General features: G+C 33.9%; 22 protein-coding genes and 1 tRNA gene. 10 read left to right on the forward strand and 13 right to left on the reverse strand.

The annotated features are described in order from the left end of the window. The 3 genes from WDZ98_RS04615 to WDZ98_RS04625 all read right to left on the reverse strand — a co-directional run. Positions 1-772: Ig domain-containing protein (locus tag WDZ98_RS04615; RefSeq protein WP_368059478.1), on the reverse strand; the 772-nt coding region annotated here is incomplete at its 3' end. Between the two features lie 79 nt (positions 773-851). Beyond that, the gene (locus tag WDZ98_RS04620; protein ID WP_368059476.1) at positions 852-1,268 is read right to left on the reverse strand and encodes an archease; all 417 of its coding nucleotides are present in this window, start codon (positions 1,266-1,268) and stop codon (positions 852-854) included. Positions 1,269-1,307: 39 nt separating this feature from the next. After that, positions 1,308-1,673: a VOC family protein gene (locus WDZ98_RS04625; protein WP_368059474.1), complete on the reverse strand. Its 366-nt coding sequence runs from the start codon at positions 1,671-1,673 to the stop codon at positions 1,308-1,310. An 87-nt stretch (positions 1,674-1,760) separates the two neighbouring features. Here WDZ98_RS04625 and WDZ98_RS04630 point away from each other — a divergent pair, with 87 nt between their 5' ends. Next, positions 1,761-2,711 carry an alcohol dehydrogenase catalytic domain-containing protein gene (locus WDZ98_RS04630; protein ID WP_368059472.1) on the forward strand — a complete coding sequence of 317 codons (951 nt, stop codon included), beginning with the start codon at positions 1,761-1,763 and terminating at the stop codon, positions 2,709-2,711. Positions 2,712-2,928: 217 nt separating this feature from the next. Here WDZ98_RS04630 and WDZ98_RS04635 read toward each other — a convergent pair whose 3' ends face one another. Continuing rightward, the gene (locus tag WDZ98_RS04635) at positions 2,929-3,180 is read right to left on the reverse strand and encodes a hypothetical protein (protein WP_368059470.1); all 252 of its coding nucleotides are present in this window, start codon (positions 3,178-3,180) and stop codon (positions 2,929-2,931) included. A 163-nt stretch (positions 3,181-3,343) separates the two neighbouring features. On the opposite strand from WDZ98_RS04635, the gene WDZ98_RS04640 reads away from it, so the two are divergent. Beyond that, positions 3,344-3,889 (forward strand): DedA family protein, encoded by a 546-nt coding sequence (locus WDZ98_RS04640; protein ID WP_368059468.1) that lies wholly within the window; start codon positions 3,344-3,346, stop codon positions 3,887-3,889. Positions 3,890-4,509: 620 nt separating this feature from the next. Here WDZ98_RS04640 and WDZ98_RS04645 read toward each other — a convergent pair. Both WDZ98_RS04645 and WDZ98_RS04650 read right to left on the reverse strand, forming a co-directional pair. Further along, positions 4,510-5,982, reverse strand: coding sequence for an ATP-binding protein (locus WDZ98_RS04645; protein WP_368059466.1), 1,473 nt, complete (start codon positions 5,980-5,982; stop codon positions 4,510-4,512). A gap of 62 nt (positions 5,983-6,044) precedes the next feature. After that, the gene (locus WDZ98_RS04650) at positions 6,045-6,701 is read right to left on the reverse strand and encodes a uracil-DNA glycosylase (protein ID WP_368059464.1); all 657 of its coding nucleotides are present in this window, start codon (positions 6,699-6,701) and stop codon (positions 6,045-6,047) included. A 390-nt stretch (positions 6,702-7,091) separates the two neighbouring features. On the opposite strand from WDZ98_RS04650, the gene WDZ98_RS04655 reads away from it, so the two are divergent. After that, a complete protein-coding gene (locus WDZ98_RS04655; RefSeq protein ID WP_368059462.1) occupies positions 7,092-8,612 on the forward strand; it encodes an ABC transporter substrate-binding protein in 1,521 nt (506 codons plus the stop codon). A gap of 200 nt (positions 8,613-8,812) precedes the next feature. Here WDZ98_RS04655 and WDZ98_RS04660 read toward each other — a convergent pair whose 3' ends face one another. Genes WDZ98_RS04660 through WDZ98_RS04670 form a run of 3 tightly spaced genes read right to left on the reverse strand, consistent with a single transcriptional unit; the run spans position 8,813 to position 11,584 of the window. Further along, positions 8,813-10,054, reverse strand: a complete 1,242-nt coding sequence (locus tag WDZ98_RS04660) for a sorbosone dehydrogenase family protein (protein ID WP_368059460.1) — start codon at positions 10,052-10,054, stop codon at positions 8,813-8,815. 7 nt (positions 10,055-10,061) lie between these two features. Further along, entirely contained in the window at positions 10,062-11,123 is a 1,062-nt protein-coding gene (locus tag WDZ98_RS04665; protein WP_368059458.1) for a thermonuclease family protein, read from the reverse strand. A gap of 41 nt (positions 11,124-11,164) precedes the next feature. After that, positions 11,165-11,584, reverse strand: a complete 420-nt coding sequence (locus WDZ98_RS04670) for a hypothetical protein (protein ID WP_368059456.1) — start codon at positions 11,582-11,584, stop codon at positions 11,165-11,167. A 761-nt stretch (positions 11,585-12,345) separates the two neighbouring features. On the opposite strand from WDZ98_RS04670, the gene glnA reads away from it, so the two are divergent. Beyond that, positions 12,346-13,791: a type I glutamate--ammonia ligase gene (glnA, locus tag WDZ98_RS04675; protein WP_368059454.1), complete on the forward strand. Its 1,446-nt coding sequence runs from the start codon at positions 12,346-12,348 to the stop codon at positions 13,789-13,791. A 16-nt stretch (positions 13,792-13,807) separates the two neighbouring features. On the opposite strand, the gene WDZ98_RS04680 is transcribed toward glnA, so the two are convergent. Both WDZ98_RS04680 and WDZ98_RS04685 read right to left on the reverse strand, forming a co-directional pair. Further along, positions 13,808-14,026, reverse strand: a complete 219-nt coding sequence (locus WDZ98_RS04680) for a hypothetical protein (protein ID WP_368059452.1) — start codon at positions 14,024-14,026, stop codon at positions 13,808-13,810. Between the two features lie 50 nt (positions 14,027-14,076). Further along, positions 14,077-15,060 carry an aldo/keto reductase gene (locus tag WDZ98_RS04685; RefSeq protein WP_368059450.1) on the reverse strand — a complete coding sequence of 328 codons (984 nt, stop codon included), beginning with the start codon at positions 15,058-15,060 and terminating at the stop codon, positions 14,077-14,079. Positions 15,061-15,094: 34 nt separating this feature from the next. Between WDZ98_RS04685 and WDZ98_RS04690 the strand changes: the two genes are divergently transcribed. From WDZ98_RS04690 to hisS, 3 genes are all read left to right on the forward strand, one after another. Beyond that, on the forward strand, positions 15,095-15,694 hold the full coding sequence (locus WDZ98_RS04690; protein WP_368059448.1) for an HD domain-containing protein: 600 nt from the start codon (positions 15,095-15,097) through the stop codon (positions 15,692-15,694). Between the two features lie 24 nt (positions 15,695-15,718). After that, positions 15,719-16,138 (forward strand): hypothetical protein, encoded by a 420-nt coding sequence (locus WDZ98_RS04695; RefSeq protein ID WP_368059446.1) that lies wholly within the window; start codon positions 15,719-15,721, stop codon positions 16,136-16,138. A gap of 81 nt (positions 16,139-16,219) precedes the next feature. Further along, positions 16,220-17,503: a histidine--tRNA ligase gene (gene hisS / locus WDZ98_RS04700; protein WP_368059444.1), complete on the forward strand. Its 1,284-nt coding sequence runs from the start codon at positions 16,220-16,222 to the stop codon at positions 17,501-17,503. Here hisS and WDZ98_RS04705 read toward each other — a convergent pair. Continuing rightward, the gene (locus tag WDZ98_RS04705) at positions 17,484-18,149 is read right to left on the reverse strand and encodes a translation initiation factor IF-6 (protein ID WP_368059441.1); all 666 of its coding nucleotides are present in this window, start codon (positions 18,147-18,149) and stop codon (positions 17,484-17,486) included. The two genes, hisS and WDZ98_RS04705, sit on opposite strands and share 20 nt — an antisense overlap. A 128-nt stretch (positions 18,150-18,277) precedes the next feature. Between WDZ98_RS04705 and WDZ98_RS04710 the strand changes: the two genes are divergently transcribed. The 3 genes from WDZ98_RS04710 to WDZ98_RS04720 all read left to right on the forward strand — a co-directional run bounded on the left by WDZ98_RS04710 (position 18,278) and on the right by WDZ98_RS04720 (position 19,597). Beyond that, entirely contained in the window at positions 18,278-18,787 is a 510-nt protein-coding gene (locus tag WDZ98_RS04710; protein ID WP_368059439.1) for a ferredoxin family protein, read from the forward strand. A 105-nt stretch (positions 18,788-18,892) separates the two neighbouring features. Beyond that, on the forward strand, positions 18,893-19,441 hold the full coding sequence (locus WDZ98_RS04715; protein WP_368059437.1) for a ferredoxin family protein: 549 nt from the start codon (positions 18,893-18,895) through the stop codon (positions 19,439-19,441). Positions 19,442-19,513: 72 nt separating this feature from the next. Continuing rightward, a tRNA-Ser gene (locus WDZ98_RS04720) sits at positions 19,514-19,597 on the forward strand. A 2-nt stretch (positions 19,598-19,599) separates the two neighbouring features. Here WDZ98_RS04720 and WDZ98_RS04725 read toward each other — a convergent pair. Further along, positions 19,600-20,550: a replication factor C small subunit gene (locus WDZ98_RS04725; RefSeq protein ID WP_368059435.1), complete on the reverse strand. Its 951-nt coding sequence runs from the start codon at positions 20,548-20,550 to the stop codon at positions 19,600-19,602. Positions 20,551-20,609: the final 59 nt, after the last annotated feature.

The raw sequence follows: 20,609 nt of genomic DNA on the forward strand, positions 1-20,609 counted from the left end.
TGTATCTGTCAACGTAGCTTTGCGGATCTATTGTTTCATCTACAAATGAAGCAATTCCTAATGGCTCTACTGGTGGAGGAGGTGGAGGTGGAGTTGTTACAGGTGGAGGTGTTGTTACTACTGGTTTGTCTACAACTGTTACGGTAATTGTTTCTCTATCTTCTAAAACTCCTGCTTTAACTATAATATCAAATACATATCCGCCAGATTGTGTATTAGTTGGAGTCCAAGTGAATACTCCTGTATCTTTGTTAATTATTGCACCGTTAGGCTGTTTATCAAGACTGAATTGTTCATCTATAATTTGAGAGTCTGTAATACTAGCTGTAAAAGTTAGTTCAGCTGTTTCATCTACTTGTTTATTTCCAATTGAATTTAAAATCACTTCATAATCTGGTAATAGTGTTGCAATACCATTACCATAATCTATCTTGATTACTGTTCCATTTTCTGGAATCTGATATTCTGTAAATACAGTGATTTCATAGATTCCTTTAGTTTGAAATAGGTCATCTGCATTTACTGGAAGAAATGAAAACTTTCCGTCATTGTCTGACATTGCAGTTCTTGTAAGTTTTTCAACTGATGGTCCTTTCATTGATGCAAGAAGTGTTACTTTGTTTATGTCATCAACAGTTCCTTGAACTGTAAATTTACTATCAATTGAAAAAGAAGCTTTGTCAAGAGTGGCACTAGTTACTTCTGCATGAACCGGAACGATCATTAGTAAAACTAGCGAAAACATTGCCACTAATCCTACTGTCATTTTCATAATATTAGCTCTAAACTCGAGTCTTTTAAAAAACACGTATAACTTGTTCTATGAATTTGCAAAGAATTATTCACAAAATCTACAAATCAAGCAAAAATCTCATGTAAACACCATCACCTTCTCTAATTTCCATGTCGTAAAACGTTGGAGCCTTGATTTCCACCTTGAAATTGTGCTTTTTGACATCTAATGTCTCGCCATATGCTATTGCATCAATGTTGTATCCATTGTTTTTCTCAATGTCAAATTCTAGTCTTTTTATTGCAAATCCTTCAGTAATTAGCACAAATGGGATTTCCTCAAGCCAACTAAATAAAAGATATCTCAAGTCTTTGCCTTTGGCAGAAAATTTTCTCTCTTCTTTTTCTTCCACTCTGTCTTGATCAAGTGTCAAATTGATTTCTGCATTAGCAGCTACTGCAAATGCTTCTTTGAGATCTTTTGCTGTAACCTCAATAATGGCATCAGTTGCATGATCTAAAAACTTGTAACTCAATTGAAATTTTGTAATCTTTCTGATTATTAATTCAGTCTATTACTCTGCTGTTTCATCCATTTCTATAATTCCAAACATGTTTCCTTCAGTATCCATACATTGTGCAAACCATCCAACTTTTAGAATTGGCATCTTTGGAATAATTATCTGACCTCCTTTCTCTGAAATTTTTTTGGAATATTTGTCAATTGATGGAACATTAATTGTATTAGTAATTCCAATCTGTCCTAGCATTCTCTTTGATAGTCCTCCATTGATTCCTGGTTCTTCAGTTCCAGTTGTTGCCATCCAATAATCCATTGATCCATCCCATTTCTCAAACTTCCAATTAAATACTTGCTTGTAGAATTTTTGTGCTCTTTGAGGATCATCAGCTGGAATGTCAAAGTGTGATATTCTTGGCATATTGGTATGGATATGCTAAATTATTTAAGATTAATCTTCTTTTGATAATTTCACTATTTTAAAATTGGAATGATTTGTAATCATTTTGTGAAAGCCACATACTTTGATGGAAAAAATCTAAACTATGATGATAATTACCCTGCATCAAAATCTGGTGAAACCTTAGTTAGAGTTAACTTGGCTGGAATTTGTGGAACTGATTTAGAGATACTAGATGGTTACATGAAATATCATGGTATACTAGGCCACGAGTTTGTAGGAATTGTGGAAAAATCTGAGAGTCCTGAATTAATTGGAAAACGAGTTGTAGGGGAGATTAATGTTGGATGTGGTGTTTGTGATTCATGTAAAAAAGGAATGGAAAGACATTGTCCTAACAGAACTGTACTTGGAATTCTAAATCGCAATGGTGCATTTGCTGAATTTCTCTCACTACCTGAAAAAAATCTACATATAATTCCTGATAGTATAACTGATGAGCAAGCAGTGTTTGTAGAACCGCTTGCTGCTGCATTTGAAATCAAAGAACAAGTCTTACTTCAACCACAATGGAGTATTGCAGTAGTAGGTGATGGAAGACTCGCTCAGCTAATTATCAAAGTTTTAAAATTATCTTGTCCCAACATTACTTGCTTTGGTAGACATCAAAGTAAACTTACAGGTATACTAACTGATGGTGTGAAAATAAAAATTGGCATAGAATCCTCTGATAAACAATCATTTGATTTAGTGGTAGAAGCTACTGGTAGTAATTCAGGATTCTCAGACACTATGAAACTGATAAAACCTCGTGGAATTGTTGTTTTAAAATCAACTATTGCATCTAGGGAAAATCTTGATTTGACTCCGACTGTAGTCAATGAAATTACTTTGGTTGGCTCTCGTTGTGGATTATTCAAGCCAGCAATTGATGCACTTGCAACTGGTATGGTCTCAGTTGATTCTATGATTGATTCTACATATCCACTGGAGAAATTCTCAGAAGCTATACAACATGCAAAAAAACCTGATACCTTGAAGGTTTTTCTAAAACCATAATTTACCTAAATTTCACAAAACATATCAAGACTCTATTCGTCTAACTCGTCATATTTTTCATCTTGAATGTATCCTTCTTGGAGTTCTAATTGATGAGATTCTTCTCTCATTTCTTCTTGATCTTTTGTTAACTCCTTTTCTGATTTAGACATTGGGATAAATTGTAAATCTTTACTTAATATTTTCAATCTTAATTTTCAGATTTGATACTGTAATTTTATTTCCAGCCTTTCCATCTGTCTTTGAATTCTATTTCATTTTTCTTTTCAATGATTTTTCTGCGCTTTTTTTCCAATATTTCCAACTTTTTTTGTAGTCTATTCCATTTTTTCTTGATATCTGCTCGAAATGTTGGATCTTTATTACTTCGATATTTATGCTTGAGTACTACCCATTGTTTTGAAACGTCATTGATTTTCTCATCAACTTTTTTCAAATCATTAATTGCATCTTCTAATTCACTAGTCATTTACTGATATTATGTCGAAATTCTGAACTTAAGCGTATTGTCTAAAACAACTATTACATTACAAATCAAGAGTAACTAGAATGTTTTGACCCAATCTTTAGGCACAAATACGGCTAAATTTTCACTCGTAAGGTAATTTAGTAAGATTTTGTTCTCAGAAACAATGGAGCCACTTGATTCTTTTTTGATATGGATTTCAGATTTCCTTGGAGACCATCTCTATGAAGGAATATTTCTAGCTGCATTACTTGAAACTATAATTCCACCTATTCCAACATTGGCAGTATTTCCAACAGCTGGATTCTTGGCATCACAACAAGGAATTTCTTTGATTGGATTAATTCCAATGATCATACTTGGTGCAATTGGTGCAACTATTGGAACCTCTTTAATCTATCTTATTGCATTAAAACTTGGACGAGTTGTTTTACTGCGCTATCTAAAATATGTCAAAGTATCAGAAAAAAAATTAACTAGAGTTGAAGTGTGGTTTGAAAAATACGGAGATAAGGCAGTATTTCTTGGAAGAATGGTTCCAGTAATGAGGGAGATGATCTCAGTTCCTGCAGGATTACTAAAAATGAGAATTCCAAAATTTATAATGTATACATTTGCAGGTTCTTGTATTTGGTCTACTGTAACAATTTTGTCTGGATATTATTTTGGTGAGACAATTGGACTTACCACCACAACATCACTTTTACCCTAAATATTTCACAAATATTTTTTAATATTCTCCTACACCGTTCTAGCATTCAATTTCTAAATTCTCTAATATTTATAATAAAAAGATTGGAACTTAAGACCAGCAACGATTAGTTACCTGGTGAAAGCTCCAACTAAATATGATGATCATATCATAGTATTTAGATCATTCTGATGATTAATCAGTATATGTTATATGCAAAATATTTTTGATAAAATAACTAGCCAACAATTTGATAGTAATTTTAACTAAAATTAGAAACGAGGATTATTGGAAAACCCATGATTTTAGATGCTTCCATCTTTTTCATGTTATCCTTTCTATCTCCCCACTTCCTCAAAGCTTATTCTTTGAATTTCAGCAGTCCTGATAGACCTCGTCATTAATCATATGTAAGAATAGAATTTAAGCAATACTGAATAAATTCTTTACATTCATTTGATTTTTTAATAAAATCAATACAAATTTTCATAATTTCATTGATCTGCTTTATTATTCATAATTGCATAATAATACCGAAGACAGAACATAGTGATATTCAAAGCACAGTATCCTATTGTCGTGTTACATGTCAACGCATACGGCTTGGCATGTAAAGGATATCAGTAGAAATCTTCTGTCTTCTATTTTGTTAATTTTTCAATGCTTGTTGGCAACTCAATGATAAATCTAGTTGGATTATTTTCGACTGATATCATTCCATGATGTTGCTCTATTAGTGATTTACAACTTGCTAATCCTAATCCTGTTCCTTCTTGTTTTGTTGTAAATAATGGCTCAAAGATTTTTTCCATTATTTCTTTCGGAATGCCTGGGCCACTATCTTCAATCTGAATTATTGCTTTATCGTCTCTGATCTTTGAACTGATCTTAATTATGCCATCATTATTTATTGCATGCATGGCATTAATTATTAGATTGATTAAAACAACTTTGATTGCTTCAAAATCACATTCTATTTCTATGTCTTCAGATATAATCTCAAATTTAACATCTTTAGATGCTGATATATCCCTCATTACAGAATCTAATATGTCTTTTAGTGAAGTTTTCTCAAATTTTAATGGCTTTCCTTTGATAAAATCAAGTACATTATCTATTTGATGTGTGATTCTATACATTGCTGAATCTACTCTCTCAAATCTTTCAATCTCTTCAGGAGTCAAATTCGTATTTTTTGCCTTTATGATATCTAATGTTACTTTGATTACTGTTAGTGGATTTCTAATATCATGTGCAAGACGAGATGCAAGTTCTCCTATTGATGATAATTTTTCTTGCATTAGTATTTTTGATTTATAATTTTCAAGTTCTAAAGACATTTTATTTAATGAATCAGCAATATCGTTTACATCCGTATTTGAATATCTTGTATACATTTTAACAAAGTTTCCCTTTGCGATCCTTTCAGTCATATCGATTAGGTCTTCAATAGGTTTTGAAACAAATTTTGTTGTAAAAATTACTATTATGGATGTTGTAATTATGGCAATAATTGCTGAACCACCAAATATTATTTTTATTCGTTCTTCTATTTCATTTACATTGCCTTGAATTTGTTCTATGGCAGTGACTTCCATTCTAGAACTCTTATCTATTACTTTGTGAAAATCTATCTTTGCCTCTTCTAATAATGAAATAATTTCATTATTGCTAATTTCATTATTTTGATATTGTTGAAATATTTTATCGTGAGTATCTACTGATTGTCTAATCATTGATACACAATCTATGATCCGTTCTCGAGCTTCTTGGGATGCAACAAACTCCCCATTTGACTTTGTAGTATGTACAAGTGAATAGTAATGATCGATATTCTTGTTTAATTCTGCTCTTGTTATTTGGTAAATCTCTGCAAATTCCTTATCATGATCATGTGATGTCTGATCATTAATCATTTGCATGTTTATCATGTGCATTTCTTGGAAATTTAGCTTGATTTGTTGAATTATTGTGATTATAGGAATACTCATTAATTTATGATATTCTGAAATTTCTTTGATTTCTTGAGAATATTGCCATTGCATGAAACTTGTAATTCCAAAAATTACAAAAAGTATCCCAATTCCAAAAATGACTAGTGTTTTTGTCCTCACGTTTTTTCTAATAATTGATGAGTTTTAAGCACTATCTGTCTAATTCATTATTTTTGAGCCTATTATTTTGTCAACCTCTTGGCTTTTGCAAATACTGCAGACCACTGGCTCCAAGTTAGTCTACCTGTTTGTGTGTTTTGTTTTGATGGATGGTACGATGTGAGAATCTTAAACTTATCATAAGAGAATAGTTTGTTATGACCAAACTTTTCTGGTTTTACTTTGTATAGTTTACATGTAGCGTCATATGCAATTTTTCCAAGACACAATATCACAGTAATGTTTTTTAGAATTTCTTTTTCTTGTTTTATGTATTCAAAACAAGCATCCATCTCTTGTCGTGTTGGTTTGTTTTGAGGTGGTGCACATCTAACTGCAGCTGTAATGTATGCATTGTGTAAAGTCAATCCATCATTGGAATGTTGACTGGTAGGAATTGATGCAAATCCATATCTGTGCATTGCTTTTGCTAACCAATCACCTGATGAATCGCCTGTAAACATTCTTCCAGTTCTGTTTCCACCATGAGCAGCCGGTGCCAGTCCTACAATTAGCAACTTTGCATTTACATCTCCAAATCCTGACAACGGTTTACCATAGTATTTTTCTTCTTTGAATCTTTTTACCTTGTTTTTTGCAATGTCTCTAATGTAGGATGATAATCTGGGACATTTTTTGCATCTCGTAATTTTTTTATTTAATGACTGAATTGTATTCAACTAGAATCTGTTTTGTTAAATTATTGTATTTATTTATTTCAAAAAATAGAATCAATGATTCCATTTTGAATCAAACACAAAAATATATTTTAAAAAAATCTTTTCAACAATAAATTTTGTAGAAAAATTATGCTTGGTTTGGATCTCTATCTAGATGAATCCCGACAGACTCTGCCCACTGTGATAGTTTCTCTACAAAATCTACATCTTTTAAATGCATGAGTAAACTGGCTAATTTTCTATAAAAGAAATTACTATTCACTTATCTTTTATCCATAAAATAATTCGTGCCTACAGGCGTGAATTTGGCAAAAAAATGTCTCATTTGTTATAATATTTGCGATGCACTGATCCGTTATTCTTTATATTCTGGAATTTTGAATTCAATTAATGAAAAGTACACAACTTCTAAGCGTTGTTTTTTCACTGATTATGTTTACAGGTGTAACCGCCGGTAACGCAGCATTTGCTGAATCAGATGATCTAGACGATATTCTAGAAACATTTTGTGAAATGACTATAGAGGAGCGTAGCGACATCATAGCTAAATTCGGTCTAGATGATTATGCAGAAAAACTTGCAATCATCTGTGACATTGATAATGATGATGAACGTGAAGAAGCCCTTGAATCAGTCATTGATACATTATCTCTAGAAGCAGGAATCGAAGACGAAGCTGACGATGAAACTTATGACGAAACTGATGGAGACGATAAAGATCGTGATTATGTCAGAGATGACAAACCTTACAATCTTGATGACAGACTAGCACATTTCTGTGACATGTCTGATGAAGATAAACGTCAATTCTTTGCTGATCATCCTAGACTTGCACAATTCTCAGAAAGACTAGCAAACTATTGTGGTTTGTCTGACTATTCAAGAGATAGCAAGATCAAAGACTTTATCAGAAACAACATCACTGATGAAGACCGTCAAAAAGTCAAAGAACACGTCAAAGACCTGATGAAAGATCATGTAAAAGACAATCTCACTGATGTAGACTTTAGAGAAAAACTAACTCAATGGTGTGTAATGTCTGACGAAGAAAAACGTGCAACAGCTGCTGAATATGATAAAACAGCAGACCAAGTAGCAAAAGCAGATAGATACTGCACACTTGTAGAATCAGATAGAGCATCTTTCATAGCTGAGAACATTGATGAATTCAGAGAACACATGAAAGCCAGAATGATGGACAAACCACATGCTGATTATGATCGATTCTGTGCTCTAACTGATGCTGAACTTGCAGCTGCAACATTTGATGCAGACTTTGTTGAGCGAGCCTCCAAATGGTGTGAAATGACACCTGAAGAAAGAGAGGAATACAAGAAAGAGCATCATGATGTCATGAAAGACAATATGCATGACAAGATGTCTGACGTTGCAAAAGACAAACTCAAAATGAAACTATCTGACAAGTCAGATCGCCTCAAGGCAATGATCATGACAAAGCATGACATTACTGATGAGAGAACAGACGAAATCAGAATGAAATATGAGGAAAAATACGGTGATCTTAATGAGGTAAAATCTGAACTTAAAATGAAGTTTCAGGATCACATGAAATCTGTCAAAGTCAAACTATCTGATGAGCGCAAAGCTTCAATTCATGATAGACTAGCAGAGATGAAGGCCTTCAAGGCAGAACTCCGCGAAAAAACATCTGAATTAACTGACGAGCAAAAGCAACAACTTAGAGAAGAATTCATTGAAAAGGCAAAAGACATGCAATTAGCATGGATTTCCCCACGTACACAAATTGCTGCCGGCGTTGATGTCGCAGAAGTAGAATGTCGTGAAGGATTCACCTTGGTAATGAAAGCATCAAACGGTGTTCCAATATGTCTTACATCTGACACAGCACTTAGAATGATAGATAAAGGTATTGCAGTTCCTGCAAACTAACTTTTTCTTTTTTATTTATTTTTAAAGTATTGCCTAGTTTATCGGCAATCAGTAAAAATAGTATCTCCCCTGTCTAAAGACCAGTATGTTTGGTGGGAAGCACTAGTTATGGAAATCGTAGGACCTGGAACTGTATACATTCAAACAAAGAATTTCATGGAGTTTGTACGCGCTATAATTCCATTTTTGCCAAAGAGAAACTAATTCTTCAATTTTTTATACACAAAAAATACAATGATCACTCCAACAAGAACCAAACCAGAATATGCATAAATCTCATTTGTGTAATTACCTGATTCTCGAAAATCATTAGGTTCTGGCTTTGTAATTGATTCTTTGATGGTATCGATACCATCCATTGGAACAACTCTTAGAATTCTATCATCATTGATTTCAGGAGATCCACGTCCGTCTTGATTGCTAGTTAACATGTACAGGAATCCATCTGGTCCTGTTTTAACATCTCGTAGTCGTCCAAACTCACCTTGAAATAGTTTTTCATGAGATATGACAGAATTGTTTTGAAAATCAAAATCAATCATGTGTAAATGATTTCCACGAAGTGTTGCAACAAAATATTTTCCAAACCACTGTGGAATTTTATCACCATAGTAAAATTCTGCACCTGATGGGGCCCATGTGTCATCACCAGTATGCAAAATTGGATTCTGCAAACCTTCCATTGTCTCATCACCTATTACATCAGGCCATCCATAATTTGCACCTAAAACTATAACATTGATTTCATCATGTGCAGTTCCTCGCCATCCAGAAGGCCCATGTTCAGTTGCAACTAGATTTCCTGAATCATCCCAATCAAGTCCTTGAGGATTTCTGTGCCCTATGGAATAGATTGGAGAATTCTTCCATGGATTATCTTCAGGTATCGTTCCATCTGAATTGATTCGTAGAATTTTCCCCCCCAATGAATTTAGATCCTGTGATAGTTCTGGGTTACCTGCCTCACCTGTTGTTATGTAGAGTTTTCCATCTGGTCCGAATTGAATTCGTCCTCCATCATGAAACGGACCTCCAGGAATTCTATCAATCAAAACTTTATCTTCATTTAACACTCCATCTTGTAATTGATAACGAACTAGATTGTTTGATGTTGAGAGAAATTCATTGTAAGTGTAATATACATAGATGTAATAGTTCTCTAAATAATTTGGATCCACTGTAACTCCAAGCATTCCCCCTTCTACACCTCCAACGTCTAGTGTTAGTAGTGGTTCTTGTAATAATTGCCCATTTTGAATAGCTCTTAGATTTCCATTTCTTTCAGTAAAGAGAATCATTCCATCTGGAGTCCAATCAATACTCCATGGTATGGTCAAATTTTGAGCCACAGTCTCTACCTTTACCCCAAGTTCAGGATATTCTTGAGCAAATGCCGTTGGAATTATTATTAATAATATCAAACTAGTGATGATCTCTTTCATTATCATTCTATCTTTTCATACATACTTTATTATTTTCACTTGTAATTCGAAATGTTTCTTTTTCGGCACTCCTTCCCTCTCCAGTAAACACATCAATATGTTTTCCAATAATTGATGGTCCAACATCAGATGCTGAGAAAACTATGTTGTTCCATGGCTCAGGCAATGTAGGAATAGTTAATTTTGAATTCTGTTCAATTACTGAACTATCTACTGCAATTGTCCCTACTATGAGATCATTTGCATGAAAATCAAGATATGTGTCAGATATAGTAAATGCATCATCGTACCAACCTAGATAATTTCCGGCGTTTGTTCTTCCCCACCCTTCAATTTTGACAACTTTTACAAAATCTTTCAGATAGTTTTGCTTAACACCATTTACTGAAATTCCCATTGTTTCTCCTGTGTAATCTGTTTCAATGGGTAGAAAATACCCCGTGATATACCAGCCTAAAGTACAATCACTTTGTGTTTGAATTAGACTTGATTCTGTAATTGCACATCCAAATCTTTGAGCCCATGGATAATTTGAAAATTCACTGATACTGCAATACTTTGTAGAAATTTCTGCATGACCATTATACAATAACGCAGAGTTTAATGATTTTCCATTACAAAAGACATTTGCAAGCAGTCTATCATACTGATCAAATAACTGTAAATCATCTTGATCAATTGTTACAAAACTTCCTACAGGACACATTTGAGCAGTAAATAATTTAGCCTCATAGAATCCTGACTCATTTTTCTCTGGAGTATCAACTAATGATAGCCTGATTTTATAATTTGCAGTGTAGATGGTATCACCATCAATTATTTCTGTAATCTTTTGTGAAATACATTTGGATTCTCCAATACATTTATGGGAATCAAAATCTTGATTTGATTGCATTGGTTCGTTCTTGTAAATGCTTTCAAACTGTTTTTGCCCTACTTCTTTAGCTGCAAGTCCTGTCTTTTCACCTGTAACAATATCTATGCCAGTCTGTGATTGATATACTAACGCAGCTGCAATAAACAACACAAAAGGTACAACAATCAAAACTGCAATGATTACTGGTTTCACGTTAATTTTGTAAAAAATATGAACTTAAGAGTTTTGATTAATCATGGTGATGTTAAAACAATGCATTCTCCTTTATACTCTATTTCAACTCCATGACATGCCGCATCTTCAATACCACAGGCATAAGTGACTCCATCTTTTCCACAAACAGGATCATACGCAAAACATTGAATCAAACAAGGCTCAAAATCAGATTCTTGTGGTGTGACAGGCGGATTCTGTCTTTGTTCTTCATCAATACGTTCAAAGCATTTTTTTAATTCATCTGATTGTCCAATGTATTTTTCTCTACATTCTTGTTCAAGATATGTTTTCTGTAGTAATTGCCATGCAGCTTCATCACTTTGTTTCTCAGATATTTTTTCAAGATCTTGCTGTGACGTTGATTGGATTAAAAAACCTGCAAAGATTATAGCCACAATGATGGGAATTACTATTACTATAATTATTACCGGTTTCATTTATTTTCCTTGTTGTCTTTTTTATTAAATATCAAATCAGAATCTCCTTCTTTCTTTTTAAATTCCTCAAACTCTTTTTTTTGCTTCATCATAATCTTTCTATACTCTTCTTCCATGAGATTTCTCAAGGAATTATCAACTTAAGCGTTTAGAGTTTGTTTTTCCCTATCTCGTTTACACAAACTACAATACTCTTCTGTTGAATTACTCTTTATTGGAGTCAAACAATCATTACAATATTTCACATCTGTCAAAGTTAAACCAAGTATATTAGAAATTTACACATCGTATTGGTATTTTTGCCATATCTCCATTTTAAGCCAACAACCATTACACACAGTTGGTATGTCTTTTGTTTGAGAATATGGATAGTTTTGATTACAAATCTTACAGGTAAAATACTGTGTAATCAATTCTGACATGAAGTATTTTTGAAATTATCACCTAAAAGCATCACTACTGAATTACAAGAATCATGACTAATATCCAACCCCTTTCTTTTTTTTGTTCCTCATTTGTGGTCAATTTCAAGATGGATCTCTAGTTTTCTTGGTATATCTAGTTTAACATTACAAATCAGACATCTATAACTCATAGAATCAAAACTAGGTAAATCAGAGTTTAAAGAGACCGGTTATTGTAAAAATCTGTTTTAGATTATTAAAAACCAAAATTTTCTAATTTAAAAATAGTTTTTCTGACTATCTAGACAATTCTGTCTTACAAGACCACATTAGTAAAATAATTTTCTAGTCATACTATTGAATGCAGATCAAGTGTTACAGACTATAGAAAATGAAAATGTGTCATTCATAGATTTTTGGTTTGTAGATATTTTTGGTGAACTTCATAGTGTAGGAATGCCAAGATATGCAATTGACAAAAATAGTTTTGTAAATGGTCTTGAAAAACTAGATGCAAGTTCTATTGTAGGATTCAAATCAGTAAATCATTCTGACATGATCTTGTTACCAGATCCAACATCGTTTAAAATTCTTCCAGGCGATTATGATCCTGGAAATAGAAAAAATGCCAGAATATTCTGTGATCTATATGATGGCAATACAAACAAAGAATCAAGGTATAATCGAGACTCAAGAGGTATTGCACATAAGGCAACAGAGAAACTCAAAGAGTTTGGGTTAACTCACACTTACTGGGGTCCTGAGGTTGAATTTTTTGTATTTGATACAATCAATGTATATCCATCACCTTATGCTGCAACACATTCTGGCGGTGGTTCAGGATATTCCATAGAATCAAAAGAATCTCCATGGGCAAAGGGAAACGTAAGCACTGCAATTGATTTCAAAGAAGGATATTATCCATCACAGCCTAAAGATACTCTTAATGGATTTCGAAAAGATGTATGTGATGATTTGTACAACTATTTTGGGATAAAAATTGAAGCAGAACATCACGAGGTAGCAACTTCTGGTCAATGTGAAATCAATCTAGTATATGATGAAATGATTACCATGGCAGATAATGTAATTGCAGTTAAAAATTTGGTAAAGGTCAAAGCTAAAAGGAAAAACAAAGTGGCAACTTTTATGCCAAAACCAATTTTCGGTGACAATGCATCTGCAATGCATACACATCAAAGTTTGTGGAAAGAAAACTCCAATGTAATGTATGATCAAAACGATAACATAGCACAATTAAGTCAAACTGGAAGATACTATATTGGTGGAATTCTAAGTCATGCATCTGCATTATGTGCAATTTCTAATCCTACAACAAATTCTTACAAGAGACTAGTTCCAGGATTTGAAGCACCTGTTAATGTTTGTTGGGGATTGGGAAATAGATCTGCTGCAATCAGAGTTCCAATGTATAACAGAAATCAAGAAAAAAGCAAGAGAATTGAATATCGTGTACCTGATCCTACTGCAAACATCTATCTTTTAGAATCTGCACTACTGCTAGCCGGATTAGACGGAGTAAAAAATAAAATTGATCCTGGGGATCCTGTTGAAGAAAATGTATACAAGCTATCTGCAGAAAAGAAACGAGAATATCGTATTGGGTCTCTTCCAGTATCACTAAAAGGTGCACTAGATTCTCTGTTAAGTGATTCAAAATTCTTAGAAGAAGTTTTCTCAAAAGATTTTCTTGATACGTATTCTGAATTAAAATACAAAGAATACACTTCATTTGCACAGACTCCTACTGCTTGGGAAGTCTCAATGTATGCAGATGCCTAGTAAGTTATGACTAATTTTACACTGTTAATACGTATTGGTTTGCCAAAATTTTCTTGATATCTTCAATGTATTGTCTTTTAGTGGTCTGAACAAATCTCCAACGCAACTCCATCTCGCCTTCTAGAATTTCATACACTAGATCAATATCTTTACCTGAATCAATCTCTTTTTTTGCTATGATGAGTAGTTCCTGCAATCGCAGTTTCTTTCTCCAAGTGTGCGCACAATCTGTCATTTGATTTTTTGATATCTTAATAATCTAAAAGCATCACTATTGATTCAAACTCATCTGTATTCATCACCGCAATCACCAATAGTGTCAAAAAGATCATTTGATTTTACAGTAACAGAACTAATTGATGAGATATCTTTCTCATCTAGTTTTACACCAAACACTTTGGCATTGTTTTCTTTGTGCTCTACAATTCCTAATCTTGCACCAATAATTACTCCCCCAACTTGTGGTTTATCCAAAATAAAGCGTGTTGCAACATTTGCAATACTACACTGGTGTTTTTTTGATATTTTATCTAATGTTAATAGTAATTCTTGGAATAATTGCCATCCTCCCCATATATCGATCATGTTTTTGTATTTTTGCAGACTGGCTGTAGTTAGATTTCCTCTATGTGGCTCGTCCACACCAAGATATTTTTCAGAAAAAAATCCTCCAAGTAATGTGCCATATGATAGAATCTTTATTCCGTGTTTTGCAAAAAATGTAGCCATCAATTTATCTGGTCTTTGATCTAAAATGGAATATTGAACTTGGTTTGATACAATGTTATGACCATGTTCTTTCATGATTCTTACATGTTCTGTATCAAAGTTTGTCAGTCCAATGTGTTTAATTTTACCTTCATTTTGTAATTTTGATAAATTGTTCATCGCGTCAAGATAACTTTGATTGTTATAATCCCACCAATGAAATTGAATCAAATCAATACAGTTTGTTTTCATTTTTTGCAATGACTGTTCTATATAGTAAGTTACAATACTATTACTCATTGGACCTGGATTCGGAACAAACTTTGTTAGTGCTTGAAAATTATCTCCAATCATTTCTCTAAATTTTCCAATTAATGATTCAGCAGGACCGTAAATGTCTGCTAAATCCCATGTAGTAAATCCAGACTCTTGATATTTTGCCATGTCTAATACTGCAGATTCTAAATCAATCTGGCCATGACCTCCTGCAACCTGCCACATTCCATTTAGAATTCTGCAAATCTCAAAGTCTTTGCCAAGTGTCGTTTTCTCTATTGGCATGATATTGTGAGATTTCTTTGAAATAATAGTTTACTTGGATAATATACAAGACACCATTCAAGGAATGTCAGCCTTGGATCTGGTAAAAAGTGCAGAACTGTTTGCAAAAAGTAAACATGCAGGACAATTCAGAGCAGATAATATCACTCCTTACTCAAAACATCTAGAAGATGTAGTGAACCGACTCAAAAGTTTGGGTGTAATTGATGAGGAGATTCTCTGTGCAGGATGGTTACATGATATAATGAACACCACAGAAACTAGTTTTGATGATTTACATGCCCAATTTGAAAGTGAAATTGCAGTGCTTGTATCATCCCTATCAAAAGACAAGTCATTACCTAGGAAAAAAAGAGAACAGGCATATGTTATTCAACTCAAAGAATCATCGTTTAATGCAAAGCTAATCAAACTATGCGATATCTCTGCAAGCTTGAGTGACTTGAAAAACTATGAAGCGTCAAAATCAAAGAAGATACGAGAAGTAAAACAAGTAAGACATTATCTGAGTGTTATCAAAAATGATCTTTTATCTAATCACAACTATCCCAAAATTCAGGCTCTGCTTGAGAGTGCAAATTTGATTTTCGTACGATACGGTCAGAGAGGCATATCACTTTTAGCTAAATCTTAAATTCATGAATCTTTTAGAAAATTTATGAGTGAAAGCAGAGAGACTAAAGGTGATTTTGAAGTAGAACAAATCGCAAAAAAATATTTCTCAGAGATAGAACATGCAGTTCCACACATCCAACAATCCATATTTGATTTACAAAACGAATCCTACAAGACATGGAAAAATGCAGTAGATGCAAACATTTTACTACAAAAAGAGTTTCTAACAAAAACTGGATTTAATTATGTAATCCCAGACTCTGCAAAATCTATTCTTGAGAATATGCTAAGAGAGGCAGTAAAGTTTAGAGAACTATCTAACAAAATTACTGTTAGCAGCATTGAATCAATAAAGAACAATTTCAAATCATGGAATAATAACGCAGAGTCATTTGTGGATTTGAATAGAAATATAATGAATTATTGGACATCTACTTTACTACCAAAAACAAACCAGTCCTAACTATCACCCTCATGTTTTGGTAACAATCTTAGCATTCATTACAGAAATATCTAAATCACAATCATTTGAGAACTAATTATCTTGGAACTGCCACGTGGAATGAAAGACTTTGAAGGTACAGAAAACGCAAACATTGAACATGTAAGATATCATTTTAAGAAATTATCAAATTTGTACGGGTTTTCATTTATGGATCCATCACCAATTGAGCTGTTATCCACACTTGAGACAAAGTCTGGTCCTGGAATTCGAGATGAGATTTACTATTTCAAGGACAAAGGAGATAGAGAAGTTGCACTACGATTTGATTTTACAATGGGATTGACAAGATATGCAGCGTCTCAAAAATCAATTAAACTTCCAGCCAAAATCTCTGCATTTGGAGGAGTGTTTCGATATGACGAACCCCAAAAAGGAAGATACCGATACTTTCATCAATGGGATGTGGAAATTTATGGTAAAGCCAGCCTTGAATCAGAATCAGAAATAATAGAGATTACATCCAGGTTATTTGACTCATTACTTCTCAAAGATATTGTAATTGATATCAATCACAGAAATTTAGTAGAGTCTTACATCAACAAAGTATTTTCATCTAAAGATCCAGAACTTGTTGCAGATATTCTAAGAGCAGTAGATAAAATTGCAAAAAAATCAAAACAAGATATTCTAAAAGAATTCCAAGAAAAAGGATACGAAACTGAAAAGCTAGAAAAAATTTTAGAGTTTTCACAAATAAAGGGAACAATACAACAAGTAGAGAAAACATTTGATGTGTCTGAGCTAGAATCTTGGGATGAACTAAAGCAGTTATTTGATTCGCTAGAGAACAGAGGAGTTTCAAATATAAGAATTAACTTTGGTATAGTTAGAGGGTTAGATTATTACTCTGGTATTGTCTTTGAAGTCTTTGATAAAAATTCTACTCTAGGTGCACTAGCTGGAGGTGGAAGATATGATACACTAACTAAAGCATTCAACAGAGAAGATATTGGTGCCACAGGAGTTGCAGGTGGTGTAGAGCGAATAATTCTAACAATGCAAGAGCAAAAAATAATTCCAGATATTTTACAAAATAGAGTTGCAGTGTTGTACATTAACGATGATATGCAAAAGGTTGCACATTCTATTACATCTCTGTTAAGACTAAACAACATCCCAACTGATATTGATCTTGCAGGACGCAACATGAAAAAGCAAATGGAGATTGCAAACAATGCAAAATTCTCAATAATTGTTGGACCACAAGAGATTGAGCAAGGAAATGTGGTTCTCAAAGATATGGTAAATGGAACTGAAGGAACAATATCTCTTGAGAAACTAATTGAAGACCCAAAGTCTATTCTTAATTTAGAAAAGCTCTAGTTAACATCATTATTTCAGGACCTGTTGTAAGTGACCCTACCACGATACAGTGATTGTTGGCTAAAATCCCAGATGACACGTATGGAATACCGTTGTTAATTGAGCACTGCTCAATTTTGACGCCTAAAACATTGGCTATGACCTTCATGTCTTCCTCATCTGCCTCTGGATGGATTGCGGCACCTGTCGCATTTGCAATTAGCACCACTCCTGTTTGATTAAATCCTGCAATTCTTTTTTGAATCACCTCAACTCCTAAAACATCTGAGATTGTTTGACAGTCTTGTTTTGATAACCATGGTGATACTATTGCTCCTTTATCATTTGCACAAATTACATTTCCTAGCGCATTAAATTTAGTATCTAAAACACCAACTTGCAAATCAGTTTCTTTTTTCAAATAGTCATATTCATTTTGATAAGCAGTTGTTGGTAACAAAATTCCTTTGTTGTTCATTACTGATAACGCACCAATCAATCGGGTGTTAGCAATTGCAGTGTTGTGAATTTCAATGTTCAAAAATTCTGCAAGCTTGTCCGATTTTGTTTTAGCAAAACCCATTGGGACTAAACCAATGCTGTCATTTACAGTAATGTATACTCCAAGGTTAGGCCCCCTGTACACATCATATTTGATAATATCCATATCATCAGAATTGATCGTTCAGCGTTATGAACGTAGGGGAATTTTTCTTCCTACTATGTCTATAGTTTATCTATGTGTTCATAATTCATTTATCTAGCTTTAAATAAGAACCATAAGAAAATTACAGTATGCCAATAGCAGAAAATTTCCCTGAAGGTCTAAAACCACTTGGAAAAATTAATCTCGATGATGGACATTTCCATATTATGTGGGGTCCAGGCAAAACAACAAACGTTGATGGCTCCCAAGCCGAAATGTTTGCAGATCCAGATGTTGTTGCAGCATATGCCGCAAGAGGCGAAGAACATGTTCCTCTTGGTGTTAGTGGTACAATGGTTGCAGTAGATTGGGATTCTTGTGTCGCTGATGGTGCATGCATCGAAGCTTGTCCTGTACAAGTTTTCCAATGGTATAGAACCGAAAAAGACATTCCAGCAAAAGATGTTATTGGTCAGACTTTCAAAGGAACTGGCAGTGACGTAAAAGATGAACGTAAAGATCTAACAGATAAAGCAGATCCAATCAGAGAACATGATTGTATTTGGTGTATGGCATGTGTTTCAGTATGTCCACCTGCAGCTATCAAAGTTGATCAATCAAATGTGGAAAAACACGAAAGAGCCGCAAAAACTTTGTAATTGTTACAATCTAAACCTGAAAATTTTTGATTTTTATATTTTTTTTTGAATTTAGTCCTAACTAATTTTGTCTAGATTTAAATAATATTCTGAAGTAATCAACTCATGGCAGAATTACAAATACCAGAAGACTTTTGTCACAATGATGTAAAACCAGTAGGAAAAACAAGCCATGCAGATGGTGAGAATTTTCATTGGATTTGGGGCAAAGGAAGAACTGATGGCGCAGCATTCTCAAACGAAGATGTAAAAGCAGCCTATGAATCTAGAGGAGAAAAACAAGTTCCTCTTGGAATTCATGGTACTACTGTTGCAGTAGATTGGGATTCCTGTGTTGCAGCTGGTGCATGCATGAGTGTATGTCCAGTTCAAACATTCGAATGGTTCAGAACCGAAAAAGATATTCCAGCAGCAGATTGCTTGGGTGCAACTTTTGATGGTACTGGAAAAACAGAACAAGATGAAAGATTAGACTATACTGACAAATCAATGCCAATCAGAGAACACGATTGCACTGTTTGTATGGCTTGTCAAGAAATCTGTCCTGAAGGAGCAATTCGTATCGAATCTTCTAACCAAGAATGGCACGAGAAAGCAGCCGGAACTTATGTACTAATGAAGTCCGGATCTGTAAATCCACACGCACACGATTAAAGAATTTTTTCTTTTTTCTTATTTTTCTATTTTACATCAACAGATTTTAATCGCTATTTTCTTAGATTTTTTGCAGAGGTCGCCTAGCTCGGTAGGGCGCGGGCCTTGAGAGCCTGTGTGCGCAAGCATACGGGGGTTCAAATCCCTCTCTCTGCGCTTTACTTTTCTATTTTTGCAAGTTCTGCAAGCATTGCAGCTAGTTGGATTTCAGAATTTGCACCAACTAAAACTCTATAATCATATTTCGCAATTACCTCTAGGATGTCAGACAGCTTGTCGTGTTTTGTTTTGAATACTGCTGAATTGATATATTTTAGAAAATCAGATTCTGACATTCCATAAACTTTGATTAGCTCAATCATTTTCTCTCTTGCTTCTAGAACTTTTCCAGCCAATGCCATCTTTAGAACTTCATCAACGTCACTAGTCTTTGTTAATCCTGCTGAAGCTTTTACATTTTCTTCAGTTACTGCACCAAGACTTGCAGTTGCTTGTAATAGATTAATGGCATGTCTCAAGTCTCCTTCAGAGTAATCATAAATTGCCTTGAGGCCCTTTTTGTCTGTCTTTACTTTCTCTTTTTTTGCAATTTCTTCCAGTCTACTAATAACATCTTCCTCTGGAATTGATGTAAACTTGAATGTAGCACATCTGCTTTGGATAGGATCAATGATTTTTGAGATATTGTTAGCTATGAAAATAAATCTGCAAATCTTTGCAGTGTCTTCTATTATTCGTCTCAGAGCTGTCTGAGCATCAGATGTCATCTCATCTGCTTCGTCTAAAATGATAATTTTAAAAGGAATCTGATCCATTCCGGCAAATCTTGAGAATTTCTTTACCTTCTCTCTTACCATTCCAATTCCTCTCTCATCTGATGCGTTTAGCTCAAGTGTGTAGTCTTTAGCAAAGTCTCCTAGAATTTGTCTTGAAATACATAATGCTGCAGTTGTCTTTCCAACACCGGCAGATCCTGAAAACATCAAGTGTGGCATATCTGTTGGATCTTTGATTAATGCTTCAAGACTACCAATTATTTCAGTCTGGTTTACAATTTCAGAAAGTTTTGTTGGACGATATTTTTCTACCCACATACCGGTTGCAGACATGTGTATCAAGTGCTAAATCCCATTAATAAATCCGAATTGGTTATTGTGATATACTATAC

The sequence above is a fragment of the Candidatus Nitrosopumilus sp. genome (genome assembly GCF_040878665.1).
Lineage (GTDB): Archaea > Thermoproteota > Nitrososphaeria > Nitrososphaerales > Nitrosopumilaceae > Nitrosopumilus.